15 protein-coding genes are annotated in these 18786 nt (G+C 59.3%); 11 read left to right on the top strand and 4 right to left on the bottom strand.

What is annotated here, in order from left to right; translation table 11 throughout:
• Positions 1-17 precede the first annotated feature (17 nt).
• The 3 genes from FFB58_RS03875 (at position 18) to FFB58_RS03865 (ending at position 3627) form a co-directional block, all read left to right on the top strand.
• Complete coding sequence (locus FFB58_RS03875; protein ID WP_138369068.1) at positions 18-1136, top strand: S-(hydroxymethyl)glutathione dehydrogenase/class III alcohol dehydrogenase; 1119 nt, start codon at positions 18-20, stop codon at positions 1134-1136.
• A gap of 171 nt (positions 1137-1307) precedes the next feature.
• Positions 1308-2999: a methyl-accepting chemotaxis protein gene (locus tag FFB58_RS03870; protein WP_039028626.1), complete on the top strand. Its 1692-nt coding sequence runs from the start codon at positions 1308-1310 to the stop codon at positions 2997-2999.
• A gap of 175 nt (positions 3000-3174) precedes the next feature.
• Entirely contained in the window at positions 3175-3627 is a 453-nt protein-coding gene (locus FFB58_RS03865) for an energy transducer TonB (protein WP_138369067.1), read from the top strand.
• A gap of 46 nt (positions 3628-3673) precedes the next feature.
• Here the strand turns inward: FFB58_RS03865 and FFB58_RS03860 are convergent, their stop codons facing one another.
• Positions 3674-6052: a glucose/quinate/shikimate family membrane-bound PQQ-dependent dehydrogenase gene (locus FFB58_RS03860; protein WP_138369066.1), complete on the bottom strand. Its 2379-nt coding sequence runs from the start codon at positions 6050-6052 to the stop codon at positions 3674-3676.
• A 280-nt stretch (positions 6053-6332) separates the two neighbouring features.
• On the bottom strand, positions 6333-7256 hold the full coding sequence (locus FFB58_RS03855; RefSeq protein ID WP_039028629.1) for a LysR substrate-binding domain-containing protein: 924 nt from the start codon (positions 7254-7256) through the stop codon (positions 6333-6335).
• A 273-nt stretch (positions 7257-7529) separates the two neighbouring features.
• On the opposite strand from FFB58_RS03855, the gene FFB58_RS03850 reads away from it, so the two are divergent.
• Both FFB58_RS03850 and FFB58_RS03845 read left to right on the top strand, forming a co-directional pair.
• A complete protein-coding gene (locus tag FFB58_RS03850; RefSeq protein WP_138369065.1) occupies positions 7530-8873 on the top strand; it encodes a VOC family protein in 1344 nt (447 codons plus the stop codon).
• 42 nt (positions 8874-8915) lie between these two features.
• Positions 8916-10424, top strand: a complete 1509-nt coding sequence (locus FFB58_RS03845; protein WP_138369064.1) for a carboxylesterase/lipase family protein — start codon at positions 8916-8918, stop codon at positions 10422-10424.
• Here the strand turns inward: FFB58_RS03845 and FFB58_RS03840 are convergent.
• Positions 10411-11253 (bottom strand): LysR family transcriptional regulator, encoded by an 843-nt coding sequence (locus FFB58_RS03840; RefSeq protein ID WP_138369063.1) that lies wholly within the window; start codon positions 11251-11253, stop codon positions 10411-10413. The two genes, FFB58_RS03845 and FFB58_RS03840, sit on opposite strands and share 14 nt — an antisense overlap.
• A 110-nt stretch (positions 11254-11363) precedes the next feature.
• On the opposite strand from FFB58_RS03840, the gene FFB58_RS03835 reads away from it, so the two are divergent.
• The 4 genes from FFB58_RS03835 to rimL all read left to right on the top strand — a co-directional run bounded on the left by FFB58_RS03835 (position 11364) and on the right by rimL (position 16007).
• Positions 11364-12533: a pyridoxal phosphate-dependent aminotransferase gene (locus FFB58_RS03835; RefSeq protein ID WP_138369246.1), complete on the top strand. Its 1170-nt coding sequence runs from the start codon at positions 11364-11366 to the stop codon at positions 12531-12533.
• 11 nt (positions 12534-12544) lie between these two features.
• Positions 12545-13318: an ABC transporter substrate-binding protein gene (locus tag FFB58_RS03830; protein WP_138369062.1), complete on the top strand. Its 774-nt coding sequence runs from the start codon at positions 12545-12547 to the stop codon at positions 13316-13318.
• Positions 13319-13694: 376 nt separating this feature from the next.
• The gene (locus FFB58_RS03825; protein WP_138369061.1) at positions 13695-15350 is read left to right on the top strand and encodes a glucan biosynthesis protein; all 1656 of its coding nucleotides are present in this window, start codon (positions 13695-13697) and stop codon (positions 15348-15350) included.
• Between the two features lie 105 nt (positions 15351-15455).
• The gene (rimL, locus tag FFB58_RS03820; RefSeq protein ID WP_138369060.1) at positions 15456-16007 is read left to right on the top strand and encodes a 50S ribosomal protein L7/L12-serine acetyltransferase; all 552 of its coding nucleotides are present in this window, start codon (positions 15456-15458) and stop codon (positions 16005-16007) included.
• Here the strand turns inward: rimL and ydcK are convergent.
• On the bottom strand, positions 16002-16982 hold the full coding sequence (ydcK, locus tag FFB58_RS03815) for a YdcK family protein (RefSeq protein WP_138369059.1): 981 nt from the start codon (positions 16980-16982) through the stop codon (positions 16002-16004). The genes rimL and ydcK overlap by 6 nt on opposite strands.
• Positions 16983-17104: 122 nt before the next feature.
• On the opposite strand from ydcK, the gene tehA reads away from it, so the two are divergent.
• Entirely contained in the window at positions 17105-18109 is a 1005-nt protein-coding gene (gene tehA, locus FFB58_RS03810; RefSeq protein ID WP_138369058.1) for a dicarboxylate transporter/tellurite-resistance protein TehA, read from the top strand.
• On the top strand, positions 18106-18702 hold the full coding sequence (gene tehB, locus FFB58_RS03805) for a tellurite resistance methyltransferase TehB (protein WP_039028638.1): 597 nt from the start codon (positions 18106-18108) through the stop codon (positions 18700-18702). Before tehA ends, tehB begins: the two co-directional genes overlap by 4 nt.
• Positions 18703-18786: the final 84 nt, after the last annotated feature.

Below are 18786 nucleotides of genomic sequence, written 5' to 3'. Positions count from 1 at the left end.
ACTAAAAGGAAAGCAAGATGAAATCACGTGCTGCTGTTGCATTTGGCCCTGGCCAGCCGTTGAAAATCGTTGAAATTGACGTGGCACCGCCGAAAAAAGGCGAAGTGCTGGTCAAAATCACCCATACCGGCGTGTGCCACACCGATGCGTTTACCCTGTCGGGTGAAGATCCGGAAGGCGTTTTCCCGGCGGTGCTCGGCCATGAGGGCGGTGGCGTGGTGGTGGAAGTCGGCGAGGGCGTCACCAGCCTGCAGCCGGGCGACCACGTCATCCCGCTGTACACCGCAGAGTGTCGCGAGTGTAAGTTCTGCAAATCCGGCAAAACCAACCTCTGCCAGGCGGTTCGCGCTACCCAGGGTAAAGGCCTGATGCCGGACGGCACCACCCGTTTTTCATACAACGGCGAGCCGATCTATCACTACATGGGCACCAGCACCTTCAGCGAATACACCGTCTGCGCCGAAATCTCGCTGGCAAAAGTAAACCCGCAGGCACCGCTGGATAAAGTCTGCCTGCTGGGCTGCGGCGTCACCACCGGCATCGGTGCCGTCCACAACACCGCAAAAGTGAAAGAGGGCGATACCGTTGCGGTATTCGGTCTGGGCGGTATCGGTCTGGCCGTGATTCAGGGCGCAGTGCAGGCGAAAGCCGGACGCATCCTGGCCGTAGACACCAACCCGGAGAAATTCAAGCTGGCTGGCGAAATGGGCGCGACCGATTTCATCAACCCGAACGACTACGACAAGCCGGTGCAGGACGTCATTGTTGAACTCACCGACGGCGGCGTCGACTTCAGCTTCGAATGCATTGGCAACGTCAACGTGATGCGTGCCGCGCTGGAGTGTTGCCACAAGGGGTGGGGCGAAAGCGTCATCATCGGCGTGGCCGGTGCGGGTCAGGAGATCAAAACCCGTCCATTCCAGCTGGTTACCGGCCGCGTATGGCGTGGTTCTGCGTTTGGTGGCGTTAAGGGCCGTACCCAGCTGCCGGGCATGGTAGAAGATGCGATGGCGGGCAAAATTCAGCTCGATCCGTTCATTACCCACCGCCTGCCGCTGGATCAGATCAACGAAGCCTTCGATCTGATGCATGAAGGTAAGTCCATCCGTACCGTTATCCATTTCGGCGATAACTGATAAACCTTTCTCCCGCTGGCCTTGATGGGCAGCGGGACGACATCTCTTTAAAAATCATTGCGAAAGTGTGACCAGTGTTGCGATTTTAGCCGTAATCAAAATCGTTGTAGTGCCGATGACTACTTTACAGGCGTGTTTCCACGCATCTTACCTATGAGAGAGTCAACGGCTATGGACAAAACAACAACAGTTCGGGCGCAACATAAGCTGGGCTTCCTGCACCACATCAGGCTGCTCCCGCTTATCTCCTCGATTTTGGGTGGTATTATTTTGCTGTTTGCCCTGAGCGCCGGGCTGGCAGGCTATTTTTTACTGCAGGCGGACAAAGACCAGCAGGATGTGACGTCTGAAATTCAGGTGCGTACCGGGTTATCAAACAGTTCAAACCATCTGCGCACAGCGCGTATCAATATGATCCACGCGGGTGCGGCCAGCCGTATCGCCGAAATGGACGCGATGAAAAAGAACATCGCCGAAGCCGAACAGCGCATCAAACAGTCGCAGGACAGCTTCGCCATTTACATGAACCGTGGCGTTCGCACCCCGGCGGACGAAGCGCTGGACGGCGAACTGAAAACGAATTACCAGGCTTATATCGACGGCATGCAGCCGATGCTGAAATATGCCAAAAACGGCATGTTCGAAGCCATCATCAACCATGAAAATGAATCGGCGCGTCCGCTGGATGATGCCTATAACGAGGTGTTGCTGAAGGCGATTAAGATCCGTACCGATCGCGCCAATATGCTCACCGAGCAGGCACATACCCGCACCCAGCTGGGGCTGATGTTTATGGTTGGCGCCTTTGGTCTGGCGCTGGTGCTGACGGTGATCACCTTTATCGTGCTGCGTCGCACGGTGATTAACCCGCTGCAACGCGCCGCGAACCGTATTGCGCACATCGCGAAGGGCGACCTGACCCTGGCCGAAGACCTGACCGGGCGCAGCGAGATTGGCCGTCTGACCCACGATCTGCAAACCATGCAGCGTTCGCTGGTGAATACCGTGGGCACCGTGCGCCAGGGCGCGGAAGAGATCTATCGTGGCACCAGCGAAATCTCCGCCGGTAACACCGACCTCTCATCACGTACCGAGCAGCAGGCTGCGGCCATTGAACAGACCGCCGCCAGCATGGAACAGCTGACCGCCACCGTGAAGCAGAACGCCGATAACGCGCACCACGCCAGCAAACTGGCGGAAGATGCCTCCGGCAAAGCCAGCCGCGGCGGCCAGATGGTCTCCGGGGTGGTGAAAACCATGGGCAACATCTCCAGCAGCTCGAAGAAAATCTCTGAGATCACCGCGGTCATCAACAGTATCGCCTTCCAGACCAATATCCTGGCGCTCAACGCCGCGGTGGAAGCTGCCCGAGCCGGTGAGCAGGGGCGCGGGTTTGCCGTGGTCGCCAGCGAAGTCCGCACTCTGGCCAGCCGCAGCGCCAACGCCGCGAAAGAGATTGAGGGGCTGATCAGCGAATCGGTCTCCCTTATCGACCAGGGCTCCGGCGAAGTGGTTGCCGCAGGCAACACTATGAACGAGATCGTCGAAGCGGTTAAACGCGTCACCGATATCATGCTGGAGATCGCTGCCGCCTCCGACGAGCAGAGCCGCGGTATTGTGCAGGTCAGCCAGGCCATCTCGGAGATGGATAAAGTGACCCAGCAGAACGCCTCGCTGGTGGAAGAAGCCTCAGCTGCGGCGGCTTCGCTGGAAGATCAGGCTGCGCGTCTGACCGAAGCGGTAGGGACTTTCCGCCTGCAGGGTATGAACCCGGCCCGCAGCAGCGTTCAGGCCGCGCCAGCAGCGCCAGCCGCACCGCTGCGCCCGGCCGTCGCCGATGGCGATAACTGGGAAACCTTCTGATCCCCACGCGTATCCTGCCCGGTGGCGGCTGCGCCTTACCGGGCCTACGGGTTCGGCACAGCATGTAGGCCCGTGCAAGCGAAGCGCCGCCGGGCAAAAAAAGGGTTCATGTTTCGACATGAACCCTTTTTTATTCCCCGCTATGCTGGTTGTAAGGGCTGAAGAGGAAAAGGCAATGAAACAGTTTACGCAGGTGATTTGCGTCGCATGGTTGCTGGCCGGATGTGCATCGGGCGGCAGCGTGGGCATTGGCGGAATAGGGATTGGCGGCGGCGGGGGCAACAGCGGGGTGGGCGTCGGGCTCTCCTTCCCGGTGGGCGGCAGTTCGTCGACCGTGGATAACGGGCAGGTGGACTGCGACGGCGACGTCTACCGGGTGCAGCCGCGCTATCCTGAGCAGGCCGCGGCGCAGAAATATTCCGGCCGGGTGACGGTGTCGTTTAACGTCAAGCTGAACGGCCGCGCAGCGGACTACGAAGCGGCAGGGGATAAACCTTTCTTCGATGAAACCAAACGCGCGGTAATGCGCAGCTGCTGGCCAGCCGGGGTCCATCAGAACCTGGTGGTCAGTTATCAGAACGGCACAACGGCGACCTGGATCGAAAACTCCCTCACCGCGAAGCCGTAAGCAAAAAAAAGCCGGCCACCTGAGGGCCGGCTTGACGCTAACGCGCTTACTTCTTATCAGGCAACGCGTAGGCGATGATGTAATCCCCGCGATCCGGAGACTGACGCGCACCACCGGCGTTGATGATGATGTACTGCTTGCCGGTTTTCGGCGACACGTAGGTCATCGGGCCGGACTGGCTGCCCACCGGCAGACGGTCTTTCCAGATCTCTTTCCCGTTCGCGGTATCAAACGCGCGCAGGTAGAAATCCTGAGTCCCGGCGAAGAACAGCAGGCCGGACTGGGTGGAGAGAGACGCGCCCAGGGTCGGCATACCGATCGGGATTGGCATATGCATGCGGATCCCCAGCGGGCCGGTATCTTCCACGGTACCGACCGGTACCTGCCACACCAGCTTGCCGGACTTCAGATCCACCGCAGACATAGTACCGAACGGCGGTTTCTGGCACGGAATGCCCAGTGGAGACAGGAAGCGTTCGCGCATCGCGCCAAACGGCGTACCGTCCATCGGCACGATCCCCATCTCAATCCCGCTGGCGTTTTTAGCAACATTCGCGCGCGGCACCATGTAGTTCGCCAGCCCCAGACGCATGTCGTTCACAAACATCAGGCTGTTGTTCGGGTCAACCGACACGCTGCCCCAGTTCATCCCGCCAAGCGAGCCCGGGAACTGCAGGGAGCGATCCAGACCCGGCGGGGTAAAGACGCCCTGATGACGCATCTCTTTAAACTGGATGCGGCACAGCAGCAGGTCAACCGGGGTGGCACCCCACATGTCGGATTCGGTCAGGGTCTGGTTGCCGATCATCGGCATGCCGACAGAGTACGGCTGGGTAGGGGAATAACGCTCGCCTTCGACGTTACCGGCAGGCACCGGACGCTCTTCCACCTTCGCCACCGGCTGGCCGGTTTCGCGGTTGAGCATGAAGATCATGCCCTGCTTGCTGGTCTGCACCAGCACCGGCGTGGAGCCGCCTTTACCGTCCGGCAGATCGTACAGCAGCGGCTGCGACGGCAGGTCAAAGTCCCACAGGTCGTGGTGGGTGGTCTGGAAATGCCAGCGCACCTGTCCGGTCGTGGCATCCACCGCCACAATCGAAGAGCTGTATTTATCATCCAGTTCAGTACGCTCGCCGGCCCAGAAGTCCGGGGTGGCGTTACCGGTCGGGAGGTAAATCAGGTTCAGCTTCGCGTCATAGGACATGGCTGACCAGACGTTCGGCGTCCCGCGGGTGTAGGTCTGGCCTTCCGGCGGCAGCCCGGTGATGTTCGGATTGCCCGGATCCCAGGCCCAGGCCAGTTTCCCGGTATGCACGTCAAAGGCACGCACCACGCCCGGAGGCTCGCCGGTAGAGAAGTTATCCGCTACGCGTCCGCCCACAACCACCACGTTGCCCGCCACCAGCGGGGTGGAGGTTTGCTGATAGTATCCAGGCTTCACTTCACCCATGCCGACGCTAAGATCAACTACGCCATGATCGCCAAAGTCTTCGCAGACCTTACCGTTGTCGGTGTTAAGGGCGATCAGACGGGCATCGGTCGTCGGCAGGAACAGACGGCGCGCACAGGCGGCGGGCTGCGTCTCTGTCGGTGACGTTGTCACGCTTGAGGTGTCTTCAAAATAGCCCAGACCACGGCAGCGCTGCCAGTTTGGCGCAGTGGCTTTGGAATCATAGCGCCACTTCTCTTTACCGGAGTCGACGTCCAGCGCCAGAACCTTGCTGTATGGGGTACAGACGAAGAGCGTATCGCCAATCTGCAGCGGGGTGTTCTGATCTTCCGCGCCGGAGCCGTTGCTCTGCGGGATGTCGCCGGTGTGGGCAACCCAGGCCACCTTCAGATCGTTAACGTTTTGCTTGTTAATCTGGTCCAGCGCCGCAAAGCGGTCGCCGTGGGTGGTGTTACCCCAGTGCTCCCAGTTTTTCTGCTGCTGGCCTTCCGCCACCGGCTTAACCGGCACCGGCTCGCTGGCGCTGACCAGGGTCTGCGGCTTGAACATCCAGCCGAAGCTCACCAGCATCGCAACCGCCAGCACGGCGGCAATACCAAACGCCGGGGCTTTGTTGACCGGACGATCCGCACCGCGCAGGAAAGGCCAGACGAGGGCGGACAGGAACGCCAGCACCGCGAAGGTGAACAGGCGCGAGAAGAGCGGCCAGAAATCCCAGCCCGCATCGTTCACGGCCCAGATCAGCGAGGCGATAAACGCCACCGCATACAGAATAATGCCGCTTGTGCGACCGCGCGCAATAAGAAACGCGGCGACAAGCATCACCACGCCCATGATCAGGAAGTACCAGCTTCCCCCGACGGTGGCGAGCTTAAAGCCCAGTCCACCTACGGCCAGTCCGATGAGCGCCATCAGACCGACCAGCAGCCACTGCAGGATCCGGGGGAACCCACGTAGCGATTTACCTATAGCCATTTCTGTCTCCTGAATAATCTTGTCTTCACTGGACAGGGCAGACTCAACCCTGAACCAAATGGGTAACAGAAGAGAAGATCCTTGATGAAAAAGTCGAACATGACGTCAATGTAGCGCCAAAGAATTCACCGCTGTGTTGTTTGAATGAACCATTTGGTGAATTCGGCGGGTATGATAAATCTGTTAAATTGTTTAGTGCAATTGTTAATGAATGATTTCGCATTATTTGAGTAATGGAAACAAAAAGCCCGTCATCAAGACGGGCTGGAGGGAAGTGTGATCACACCGGCATGGATTTACGTATCGCGCTGAGCAGCGTCTGGGTGGCGGCGGAGAGCGGGGCGTCAACGCGGGTTAAAACCCCAATAGGTTCGCCGGGGCCGGGAGTGGTGACCGGCAATGCCACCAGCGTGCCCTGGCGCAGATCTTCTTTCACCGCCCCGGACGGGACGAACCAGACATAGTCAAAATCCACCGTCAGCTGGCGCGACAGCGAGGCCGAAAGGGTCTCAATACAGCCCGACGGCAGTTTGCAGCCCTGGGTCTGGAGAAGGGTTTCCGCCGTCTGGCGCGGTACGGTGCCTTTCGGCGACACCACCACCGGCCACTCCATCACCCGGCTTAGGGTCACGGTATCATTGAGGATAGGATGACGCGGACGCACCACCAGCTTGAGAGATTCCAGAAAAAGCAGCTCATAGTTCAGGCCGCTCATCAGCTCCGGATCGGACATTCTGCCCATGCCCAGGTCCAGCTCGCCGGACTTCAGCCCCGCCAGCAGCATGGTGTTATTCATGGTGGCGACCTGCAGCGTTATGTTGCGCTGCTGTTTATGGAACTGGCCGATGACCGCCGGAAGAATGCCCAGCGCCGCGGTCGGCAGCGCGCCGATGCGCACCACGTCGCCCGGCGCATCGTTGCGCCGGGTCAGGGACTGGCCCGCGGTATTCAGGGCATCGAGGACTTTGACCGCGTGGGTCAGGAACTGCTCGCCCACCAGGGTGAGCTGCGCGCCCAGGCGTCCACGTTCGAACAGGCGCGTGCCGGTGAGCTGCTCCAGCTCGTTCAGCGTTTTTGAAAGCGCAGGCTGGCTCAGGTTAAGGGTTTCAGCCGCGCGTCCCAGTGTTCCCTGTTGAGCAACGGCCACAAAAGTATGCAGATGGCGCAAACGAATGCGCTGACTAAACAAACCATTTTTTTCCATAGGCGATGTTAAAAACAGAGCGTTACGCGTGACAAGTGAAGTTGTTTAATTTTGATAACCTGCTAGCAAAATATTATTAACATTCAATCTAATTGAGTAACAAGCATTTTTTGGAAAGGGGTTGAAATAGTTGCCCGGGGCCTGAACCGCATAAATTCGTGGTCGTTCAGGAAACGCGCGCCTCTCCATCCAGATCACAATTCGTAAATTCTTCCAAACAGGCGCAATGGCCTTCTCTACACTCCAGGTAATATTCACTGGAGGCATGACATCATGGCGAACACCATCACGGCTGATGATATTCGGGAAAACTTTTCGCAGGCTATGTCGGCGATGTACCAGCAGGAAGTTCCGCAGTACGGAACCTTGCTGGAGCTGGTAGCGGATGTGAATCTGGCAGTCCTGGAAAACAACCCGAAGCTGCACGAACAACTGGCCAACGCGGATGAACTCGCTCGCCTCAACCTCGAACGCCACGGGGCGATCCGTGTCGGTACGGCCCTGGAACTGGCAACCCTGCGACGCATGTTCGCCATTATGGGGATGTTCCCGGTCAGCTATTACGATCTCTCCCAGGCCGGGGTGCCGGTCCACTCAACCGCGTTTCGTCCGGTTGATGACGCCGCGCTGTGCCGCAACCCGTTTCGTATTTTTACCTCGCTGCTGCGCCTCGATCTGATCGACAACCTGCCCCTGCGCGAGAAAGCGGCGGAGATCCTCGCCCGACGCAACATCTTCACCCCCCGCTGCCTGGAACTGATCGACCTGTACGAGGCGGAAGGGGCGTTTACCCCGGCGCAGGCCGAAGAATTTGTTAAGGAAGCGCTGGAGACCTTCCGCTGGCATCGCCACGCCACGGTGGATCACGACACCTACCAGGCGCTGCACAATGAACACCGGTTGATTGCCGACGTGGTCTGCTTCCCGGGCTGCCACATCAACCACCTGACGCCGCGCACGCTGGATATCGACCGGGTGCAGGCGTTAATGCCCGAATACGGTATTGAACCGAAGATGCTGATCGAAGGGCCGCCGCGCCGGGAGACGCCTCTGCTGCTGCGCCAGACCAGCTTCAAGGCGCTGGAGGAGCCGGTGCTGTTTGCGGGAGAGCAGCGGGGCACCCATACCGCGCGCTTCGGCGAGATTGAGCAGCGCGGGGTGGCGTTAACCCCGAAAGGGCGCGACCTCTACGATCGTCTGCTGGCGGAGGCCGGTACCGGAAAGGATAACCTGACCCATCAGCTGCACCTGCAGGAGGTCTTCCAGGCATTTCCCGACAGCGATATCTTCCTGCGCCGTCAGGGGCTGGCGTGGTTCCGCTATCGCCTGACGCCCGCCGGAGAGGCGCACCGCCAGGCCTTTGGCCCCGGCGACGATCCGCAGCCGCTGATCGAGCGTGGCTGGGTGGTCGCTCAGCCCATCACCTATGAGGATTTCCTCCCGGTGAGCGCCGCGGGGATCTTCCAGTCGAATCTTGGCAACGAAACCCAGGCCCGCAGCCACGGCAACGCCAGCCGCGATGCCTTTGAAGAAGCGCTGGGTTGCCCGGTGCTGGACGAGTTCACTCTCTACCAGGAGGCGGAAGAGCGCAGCAAGCGACGTTGCGGTTTGCTCTGAAAACGGTACTCTGCGGGGATGTGACATTAACTGAAGATCGATATGGACAACGTCTCTTCCCCGATAGTGACCACGCGCCACGGCGATATTAGCGGCATAACCGATGGCGATGTGCAGGTTTGGCGCGCCATTCCCTATGCTGCCCCGCCGGTGGGCGCCTTACGCTGGCGTTCGCCGCAGCCGCTAGCGAGCTGGCAGGGCGTGCGTCAGGCCACCGCCTTTTCGCCGTCGAGCTGGCAGAGCAGTGAGTACTGTCAGCAGCTGGGCGGGGGCGATCCGGGCCGCTTCTCGGAGGATTGCCTTTACCTGAACGTCTGGTCGCCGGTGGAGCGCGCCGCGCCGCTGCCGGTGATGGTCTGGCTGCACGGCGGGGGCTTTACCATTGGCGCTGGCGGGCTGCCGCCCTACGACGGCAAAGCGTTGGCGCAGCGCGGGGCGGTGATCGTCACCCTCAACTACCGGCTTGGCCATCTGGGCTTTTTTGCCCATCCGGCGCTGGCGGGAGAAGAGGAGCGGGTGGTGCATAACTTTGCTCTGCTCGATCAGATGGCCGCCCTGGAGTGGGTGCGGGACAACATCGCCCGCTTTGGCGGCGACCCGGACAACGTCACCCTGTTTGGCGAGTCTGCCGGGGCGCGCAGCGTGCTGTCGTTACTGGCTTCGCCGCTGGCTAAGGGGCTGTTCCATAAAGCGATAATCCAGAGCGGCTACACCCTGCCGGATACGCCCCGGACGCAGGCCCTCAGCAAGGGCGAGGCGCTGGCGGCCCATTTTGGTCTTGAGGATGCCACCGCTGAGCAGCTGCGGGCGATCCCGGCCGAGGCGCTCTGGCCGCTGACGGCACCCCTCAACGTGGGCCCGGCCCCGATAGTCGGAGATTGCGTACTGCCCGAGCCGATGCTGGAGGTCTTTTTTGCCGCGCGCCAGCATCCTGTGCCGATCATGGTTGGCTCGAACAGCGATGAGGCGAGCGTAATGGGGGTGTTTGGCGTCGATCTCGCCGGGCAGATCCAGAAGCTGCGCCGGGAGCGGCGGCTGGGGTTAGGATTAATAAAGCTGCTCTATCCCGGCATCAAAGACGACACCGAGCTGGGGCGTCAGGTGTGCCGGGATATGGCCTTTACCACCCTGGGGTTTGTGGTGATGCAGGCCCAGCGGCGGGTAGGGGAGCCGTGCTGGCGCTACTGGTTTGACTACGTGGCTGAAGCCGAGCACGCCACTTACGCCAACGGGGCGTGGCATGGCAACGAGGTGCCTTACGTGTTTGATACGCTCACCCTCGCCGAGCCCGCCCGACAGTATGTGAATGCCAACGACCTGGCGTTTTCCGCTCAGGTCGCCGATTACTGGGTCAACTTCGCCCGCCATGCCAGCCGGCAGTGCGACACGCTGAATGGCCCGACGCGCTGGCCTGCCTGTCACCACGGGCGGGACGTGCTGCTACGCATTGGAGTGAATAAACATGCGGGTTTTAAGCTTGAAAATCGATTTATGCGCGCCCGTATGGCGCTGTTCAAACGGGTAATGAAGCACCACGTCAGCCTGGATTAAGCAGGCATTCGCGAAAGGCGGCCAGCCCCGCCGCTTTGCCGCGCGACTCCCGCAGCACCAGCCGGTAGCTGGCGCCGGTTTTGATACTGCTGGCGTAAGGCCGCACCAGCCGCCCGGCGCGGATATCTTCCGCTACCAGCGTCTCGTCGGCAATCGCCACGCCAAGCCCCTGGATAGCGGCTGTGATCGCCAGATCCATGGTGTCGAAGTGTTGATTTTTGTGCATGGCAGAGGGCTGCATCGCCTGCCGTTCCAGCCACAGCGACCAGTCGGTCTTATCCCGCGTCGGATGCAAAAAGGTCAATGACTCCACCGCTGAGCCCTGGCGTAACGGGCTGATCACCGGGGTTAAGGCCTCCTCGAACAGCAGATCTCCCGCGCTCAGGTGGGTGCCAAAAACAATGGCTGCGTCGTAGGATTCGGTTTTGAAATTCACGCTGTGATCGTTGGTGGTGGTGAGCGCAATCTGCAACTCGGGCTGCTCGCGCTCCACCTGCAGCAGTCGCGGCACCAGCCAGCGCATGGCGCAGGTGGGCACTTTCAGGCGCACCACGGTTTGCTGCGCCCGGGCCTGGTCCGCCACCGTCAGAACCTGTTCATACGAGGCGCGCAAATCCGGCAGCAGGGCGCTGCCCTGGGAGGAGAGGCGCAGCCCGCGGGCGTGGCGCTCAAACAGCGGAAAACCGAACCAGCCTTCAAGGGCGGCGATCTTGCGGCTCACGGCTCCCTGGGTCAGGCACAGCTCTTTTGCCGCATGGGTCAGATTCAGGTGCCGGGCGGTAACAATAAACGCCTCAACGGCAGTAAGCGGGAACGCGCGATGCGACACAGAACCTCCAGTTATGATTTTTTGTCATGGCTATTATGACAACAATTCGATTGTCGCCACAATAGCCTTCAGGTTGAATAGTTATGCAATATCCACCAGAGGGATCCATGATGACGCTGCGCACTCCGATACAAACCCGTTCCAAACTGCCGGACGTTGGCACCACCATTTTTACCGTTATCGGTCAGCTTTCCGCTGAGCACAATGCCATCAACCTTTCTCAGGGCGCGCCGAACTTCGACTGCGACCCCGCGCTGGTAGCCGGCGTCCACCGCGCCATGCAGGCGGGCCACAACCAGTACGCGTCGATGACCGGGCTGACGCCGCTGAAGGAACGCATCGCCGATAAGATCGCCTCGCTGTATGGCACGCAGTACGATCCTGCCAGCGAGGTACTTGTCACCGCCAGCGCCAGCGAAGGGCTCTACTCGGCCATCAGCGGCCTGGTGCATCCCGGCGACGAAGTGATCTACTTTGAACCGTCGTTCGACAGCTACGCGCCGATTGTGCGTTTGCAAGGCGCAACGCCGATCGCCATCAAGCTGACGGTGCCGGATTTCGCGGTGAACTGGGATGAAGTGCGCGCCGCCATTACCTCGCGCACCCGGATGATCATCGTCAACACGCCGCATAACCCGAGCGGACAGGTCTTCTCGGCCGACGATCTGGAACAGCTCGCGGCGATCACCCGCAACACCGACATTATTATTCTCTCTGACGAAGTGTACGAGCACGTGGTGTTCGACGATGTACCGCATCACGGCATGGCGACCCATCCGGGGCTGGCTGAGCGCAGCGTCATCGTCTCGTCGTTTGGTAAAACCTACCACGTCACCGGCTGGCGCGTCGGCTACTGTGTCGCCCCGGCGCAGCTGATGGATGAGATCTGCAAAATCCATCAGTTTTTGATGTTCTCTGCCGATACTCCTATGCAGTACGCGTTTGCCGAACATATGGCCGATCCGCAAACCTGGCTGTCGCTGGCGTCGTTCTACCAGCGCAAACGCGATCTGCTGGTCAACCTACTGGCCGATTCCCCGTTCCGCCTGCTGCCGAGCGCAGGTTCGTTCTTCCTGCTGGCGGATTACAGCCATTTCAGCGATGAACGCGACAGCGAACTGGTGAAGCGGCTGATTGTTGACTACGGTGTTGCCACAATCCCGCTTTCGGCGTTCTATACCGACGGGACAGATAACAAATTAATCCGTCTCTCTTTTGCGAAAGATGAGGCGACATTACGGGCAGGTGCGCAGGCCCTGTGTCGGGTAAAACCACGCTAAGGAGTTCAGTCATGAAATTAAAAGCCTTCGTTGTCGGCCTGGGGTTGCTGTGTTCGTTTTCCTCTTTTGCCGCAACCGAATTACGTTATGGCGTTGAAGCCGAGTATCCGCCCTTTGAGAGCCGCAACTCTTCCGGTGAGCTGGAAGGGTTTGATATTGAGCTGGGCAACGCGATTTGCGCGGCGGCGTCGCTGAAATGCAGTTGGGTCGAGACCTCATTCGACGCGCTGATCCCGGGGCTGGTAGCGAAGAAATTCGACGCCATCAACTCGGCGATGAACATTACTGAGCAGCGTCGCCAGAGCATCGACTTTACCCAGCCGATCTACCGGATCCCGTCCCAGCTGGTGGGCAAAACCGGCAGCGTGGTCGACGCCACGCCGGAAGGGCTGAAAGGCAAAACCATTGGCGTGCTGCAGGGCTCCATTCAGGAAACCTACGCCAAAGAGCACTGGGAGAAGCAGGGTGTCACCGTGGTGTCGTATAAAGATCAGAATATGGCCTGGGGCGATCTGCTGAATGGCCGTATCGACGCCTCGCTGGTGATGTCCGCCGCCGGGCAGGCTGGCTTCCTGAGCAAGCCGCAGGGCAAGGGCTTCGGCTTTATCGGCAAACCGGTGTCGGATGACACCATTCTCGGCAGCGGGATCGGCTATGGCCTGCGTAAAGGCGATGAGGCCACGAAAAAACAGCTTGATGCTGCGATTGATAAAGTCCGCGCTGACGGCACCATCGACAAGCTGGCGAAGAAGTACTTCCCGGGCATCGATGTCAGCGTAAAATAACAATAATCTGATCGTTTAGCCCCTGGCGTTGATGTCCGGCAGGGGCTTTTTTATACCCGTCATACTTCAAGTTGCCTGTGCGTTGGCTTTCCTCGCTCACCCCAGTCACTTACTTTAGCAAGCTCCTGGGGATTCGCTGCGTCGCCGCCTTCATGCAACTCGAATTATTTAGGGTATATACTTTTCTTTACCCGCGTTTCAGGCAATTCCCCTCGACAGAAAAATCTTTCACGCTTTGTTCATATTCTCGCCTGTCAATAATTGGATTCTTAACCGTTTTTGTTTAGGCTGTGCCCCTTTAATGATGTTCTTTCTTGCCGTTGTTTCGCCGTAAGCGAAACCCACTACCCACGACCATAAGGACGTTTTTCCAGGCATGAATCGCAGACGTTTTTTAAAAGGCTCCCTGGCCGTAGCTGCAGTGAGCGGGACCTCCGGACTTTCCGCACTCTTTTCCCAGGCGGCCCATGCGGCTGAATCGGATATCGCGGACGGGTCGAGCCGCCGTTTCGACTTTTCTGTGCTGCAATCCATGGCGCACGACCTGGCGCAAACACCGTGGGGCGGTGCGCCGCGTCCTCTGCCTGAAACCCTGGCAACGCTGACGCCGCAGGCTTACAACAGCATCCAGTACGACGCAAAGCAGTCGCTGTGGAACAACATCGAAAACCGCCAGCTTGACGTGCAGTTCTTCCACGTCGGGATGGGCTTCCGCCGTCGGGTGCGCATGTTCTCGCTGGACAACCAGACCTCTCAGGCGCGCGAGATCCACTTCCGCCCTGAGCTGTTCAACTACCACGACGCGGGGGTTGATACAAAGCAACTGGAAGGCCAGAGCGATTTAGGTTTTGCCGGGTTCCGCGCCTTCAAATCCCCGGAGCTGGCGCGTCGCGATATTGTCTCGTTCCTCGGCGCCAGCTACTTCCGCGCGGTAGACGACACCTACCAGTACGGGCTCTCCGCCCGTGGCCTGGCGCTGAACACCTACGCCGACAGCACTGAAGAGTTCCCGGACTTCACCTCATTCTGGTTTGAAACCGTGAAACCGGGCGCGACCACCTTCACGGTCTACACCCTGCTCGACAGCCCGAGCATCACCGGTGCCTATAAGTTCGTGATCCACTGCGAGAAGACCCAGGTGATCATGGACGTCGAAAACCACCTGTATGCCCGCAAGGACATCCAGCAGCTGGGGATCTCGCCGATGACCAGCATGTTCGCCTGCGGCAACAACGAACGCCGCATGTGCGACACCATTCACCCGCAGATCCACGACTCCGACCGTCTGGCGATGTGGCGCGGCAACGGGGAGTGGATTTGCCGTCCGCTGAATAACCCGCAAAAGCTGCAGTTCAACGCCTATACCGACAAAAACCCGAAAGGTTTTGGTCTGTTACAGCTCGATCGCGACTTCTCGCACTATCAGGACATTATGGGCTGGTACAACAAGCGCCCAAGCCTGTGGGTTGAGCCGCGTAACCAGTGGGGTAAAGGCACCGTGAGCCTGATGGAGATCCCAACCACCGGTGAAACGCTGGATAACGTGGTCTGCTTCTGGCAGCCGGAAAAACCGGTGAAGGCGGGCGACAAGCTGGACTTCCAGTACCGTCTCTACTGGAGCGCGAAACCGCCGGTGCGTTCCCCGCTGGCAAACGTGATGGCTACCCGTACCGGCATGGGCGGCTTCCCGGAAGGCTGGGCCCCGGGCGAGAACTACCCGAAAGTCTGGGCGCGCCGTTTTGCGATTGATTTTGTTGGCGGCGATCTGAAAGCGGCGGCCCCGAAAGGGATCGAGCCGGTGATCACCCTCTCCAGCGGCGAAGCGAAGCAGATTGAAATTTTGTACGTTGAGCCGTTCGACGGATACCGCATTCTGTTTGACTGGTATCCGACCAGCGATTCGACCGATACGGTGGATATGCGTATGTTCCTGCGCTGCCAGGGCGAGGCCATCAGCGAGACCTGGCTGTATCACTACTTCCCGCCTGCGCCGGATAAACGCCAGTATGTTGATGACCGCGTAATGCGATAAACCGTAGGCCGGGCAAGCGCACGCGCCGCCCGGCATTGCAGACCGCAGGGTCCGTGTTCACGCCGGGTGGCGGCTGCGCCTTACCCGGCCTACTAAGGTTGACTGATGAACACCACTAACGAAGAAGAAATTATCCTCGTCACCGCGCATATCGAACTGCGCGCCGCCGACGAACGTTACACTACCGAACTGCACAATCTGGTGGTCAAAAACCGGGCATATCTGCAGGACTTCCTCAACTGGCCGCAGTTTGTCGGCACTGAAGCGGATACCCGCCAGAACATCCTGAGCAACCAGATGCTGCACCAGCGCGGTTACGCCAAAATGTTCCTGATCTTTAACGATAACACGCTGGTGGGGGTGCTGTCGTTTAACGCCATCGAACCGCTTAACAAGACAGGCTATATCGGCTACTGGCTGGATGAAGCTCATCAGGGGCAGGGGATTTTGTCCCGCGCGCTGGAGGCGTTTATTGACTACTACGCCTCGCGTGGGGAGATCCGCCGCTTCGTCATCAAGTGCCGCGTCGACAACGCCGCCAGCAATCAGGTGGCGCAGCGCAACGGCTTCGTGCTGGAAGGGTGCCTGAAAGAGGCTGAGTTCCTCAACGGGAATTATGACGACCAGAACATCTACGCCCGTATCAGCGCTTCATAATGCCCCGAGCAGCGGCGTGCGCGTGATGCGCTGCGCGCCGTTAATCACCTTCGCACCGCGCAGGTGAATCATCTCCCCGTCAGAGGCTTCGATCACCGCATCATCGGTAATTTCAATATGATGTTCGATCAGCACTTCACCCTGAATACGTGCCCGACCCTGGATCACCACTTTGTCATCAATCAGGATTGGCCCGCCGCGTAGCCAGGCCTCACCGCCAATCAGGACATGGTGTTTGATGACGCAGTTGCCCTCAACCAGCGCATTTTCCGCCACCTGGGAGCTGTAGCGCAGGGTGGGTATAGCATCGTCCTCCAGCCCGGCGAGCAGGCGCGCGTTGCCGTACACTTTGGCGCAGTCGCACACCCAGACGTTATTCACCTCGTTGCCTTCGATTAGCGCGTTCTCGAACACTTCGGCGCGATGCTCGACAAAGGCGTAACTGACGATGGCGTTACCGTAGATCTGCGCCTGATGCACCACCCGCGACTGGCTGACCGTGGCCTCGCCGAAGATCCTTAGGATCTGCTCATGGTCCAGGGTGAGCCCTTTGGCGGCAATCACCATGCTGTTGTGCAGCACCCGGGCATTGTCGAAAAGGTGGCACTCACCGCGCACCACTGATGACTGAATGGTGACGTTGTCACTTATTCGTGCGCCGTGGCTGATCTGCGCGCCATCCACCCAGACGTTATCGCCCACTGATGCCTGATGGCTGATGACGCAGGGCTGGGTGATACGCGCATTGCCGCTCACCTGCGCTCCGGCAAAGACCACGCTGTTCTCGTCGTAGATCCAGCAGTCGTGCTCGTGTGACAAGGCCGATTCGTCATCAACCCAGCCGCCCCGCGTGCCGCTTTTTACATCGCTAAAATCCCGCGCGGCGATAATCTGACGCACTTTTACCGCTGTTCTGGTCTCGCCGTCCTGCCAGTGGTGCAGACGGCTCTCATCGCTGAGTCGATATTTATTCATCACTGTGCCCGCCGTTGTCCTCTTCACTAAACGTAGCAAAGTTTACGTTGATCGAAAGAGTGGCATCCGCAAATGAAACGCTTTAAACTAGCATTTCAAATATATTTTATACCTTAAAATAAATGTATAAGACTCAATCCACTGAACGCGTTCTGAATTTGCCCGCTGGCTACTACGGCATGGTGCTGGGGACCATCGGTATGGGCTTTGCCTGGCGTTACGCCAGCACGATCTGGCCGGTATCGCACTGGCCGGGCGAGATCCTGGTCTCGCTGGCGATGGTTATCTGGCTGCTGTTAACCGTGGCGTTTATCACCCGCCTGATGCGTTTCCCGGGCAGCGTGCTGGCGGAGATGCGCCATCCGGTGATGAGCAGTTTTGTCAGCCTGTTTCCGGCCACCACGATGCTGGTGGCGATTGGCTTTGTGCCCTGGTATCGCCCGCTGGCGCTGTGCCTGTTTACCGTGGGCGTGGTGGTTCAGCTGAGCTATGCGGCGTGGCAATCCGCCGGGCTGTGGCGCGGCAAACATCCGGAGGAGGCCACTACTCCGGGTCTTTACCTGCCGACGGTGGCGAATAACTTTATCAGCGCCATGGCCTGCGGCGCGTTGGGGTTTCACGATGCCGGGCTGGTGTTTCTCGGCGCGGGAGTCTTCTCCTGGCTGAGCCTTGAACCGGTGATTTTGCAGCGCCTGCGCAGCGCGGGGGAACTGCCTGCGCCGATGCGTTCATCCCTCGGTATTCAGCTGGCACCGGCGCTGGTGGCCTGTAGCGCCTGGTTCAGCGTGAACGGTGGAGAAGCGGATACCTTCGCCAAAATGCTGTTCGGCTACGGCCTGCTGCAGCTGCTGTTTACTCTGCGGCTGATGCCCTGGTATCTGGTGCAGCCGTTTAATGCGTCGTTCTGGAGCTTTTCGTTCGGCGTGTCGGCGCTGGCCACAACCGGTCTACATCTGGGGCAGAGCAGCCCGTCCGGATTCTTCCACGCCATCGCCATCCCGCTGTTTATTTTTACCAATGCCATCATTGCGCTATTACTGGTGCGAACCTTTATCCTGTTGATGCAGGGAAAACTACTGGTTCGTGCAGACAAAGCAACGCTTATGCAAGCTGAGGAAAAAGAATGACTGTGTTTGATGAGAACTACTTCACCGAAAAATATGGCCTGACCCGCACCCACTCAGAAGTGCTGTACAGCGCCGGGATTGTTAAGCCGGGCAAAACGCTGGATCTCGGCTGTGGCAACGGACGTAACAGCCTCTACCTGGCGGCCAACGGCTACGACGTGACCGCGTGGGATAAGAACCCGATGAGCATCGAGAATATCGAGAGCATCAAGGCGAAAGAGGGCATCACTAACCTGCAGACGGCGATTCAGGATCTCAACAGCCTGCGCTTCGACGGTGAATACGATTTTATTCTCTCCACCGTGGTGCTGATGTTCCTGCAGTCAGAAACTATTCCGGGCCTGATCGACAATATGCAGCGCTGCACCAAACCCGGCGGCTATAACCTGATTGTGGCGGCAATGGATACCGAAGATTATCCGTGCAACGTTGGCTTCCCGTTTGCGTTTAAAACCGGCGAACTGAGCGAATACTATGCGGGCTGGGAGCAGCTGAAATATAACGAGGACGTCGGCGAACTGCACCGAACCGACGCCCAGGGAAACCGCATCAAGCTGCGTTTTGCCACGCTTCTGGCGCGTAAACCGGCTTAACGGGCATTGCCCGGCGGCGCTAGGCTTGCACGGGCCTACGGGTGAGTGCCGTTGTAGGCCGGGTAAGGCGCAGCCGCCACCCGG

This window comes from Enterobacter sp. MF024 (genome assembly GCF_005843915.1).
GTDB classification, from domain to species: Bacteria; Pseudomonadota; Gammaproteobacteria; order Enterobacterales; family Enterobacteriaceae; genus Enterobacter; species Enterobacter barmai.
This window is presented reverse-complemented; position numbering and strand designations above follow the sequence as displayed.

Bases quoted from the DNA above. Each gene is read 5' to 3' on its own strand.
- FFB58_RS03875 (WP_138369068.1), top strand. From the start codon at position 18: ATGAAATCACGTGCTGCTGTTGCATTTGGCCCTGGCCAGCCGTTGAAA.
- FFB58_RS03870 (WP_039028626.1), top strand. From the start codon at position 1,308: ATGGACAAAACAACAACAGTTCGGGCGCAACATAAGCTGGGCTTCCTG.
- FFB58_RS03865 (WP_138369067.1), top strand. From the start codon at position 3,175: ATGAAACAGTTTACGCAGGTGATTTGCGTCGCATGGTTGCTGGCCGGA.
- FFB58_RS03860 (WP_138369066.1), bottom strand. From the start codon at position 6,052: ATGGCTATAGGTAAATCGCTACGTGGGTTCCCCCGGATCCTGCAGTGG.
- FFB58_RS03855 (WP_039028629.1), bottom strand. From the start codon at position 7,256: ATGGAAAAAAATGGTTTGTTTAGTCAGCGCATTCGTTTGCGCCATCTG.
- FFB58_RS03850 (WP_138369065.1), top strand. From the start codon at position 7,530: ATGGCGAACACCATCACGGCTGATGATATTCGGGAAAACTTTTCGCAG.
- FFB58_RS03845 (WP_138369064.1), top strand. From the start codon at position 8,916: ATGGACAACGTCTCTTCCCCGATAGTGACCACGCGCCACGGCGATATT.
- FFB58_RS03835 (WP_138369246.1), top strand. From the start codon at position 11,364: ATGACGCTGCGCACTCCGATACAAACCCGTTCCAAACTGCCGGACGTT.
- FFB58_RS03830 (WP_138369062.1), top strand. From the start codon at position 12,545: ATGAAATTAAAAGCCTTCGTTGTCGGCCTGGGGTTGCTGTGTTCGTTT.
- FFB58_RS03825 (WP_138369061.1), top strand. From the start codon at position 13,695: ATGAATCGCAGACGTTTTTTAAAAGGCTCCCTGGCCGTAGCTGCAGTG.
- rimL (WP_138369060.1), top strand. From the start codon at position 15,456: ATGAACACCACTAACGAAGAAGAAATTATCCTCGTCACCGCGCATATC.
- ydcK (WP_138369059.1), bottom strand. From the start codon at position 16,982: ATGAATAAATATCGACTCAGCGATGAGAGCCGTCTGCACCACTGGCAG.
- tehA (WP_138369058.1), top strand. From the start codon at position 17,105: ATGTATAAGACTCAATCCACTGAACGCGTTCTGAATTTGCCCGCTGGC.
- tehB (WP_039028638.1), top strand. From the start codon at position 18,106: ATGACTGTGTTTGATGAGAACTACTTCACCGAAAAATATGGCCTGACC.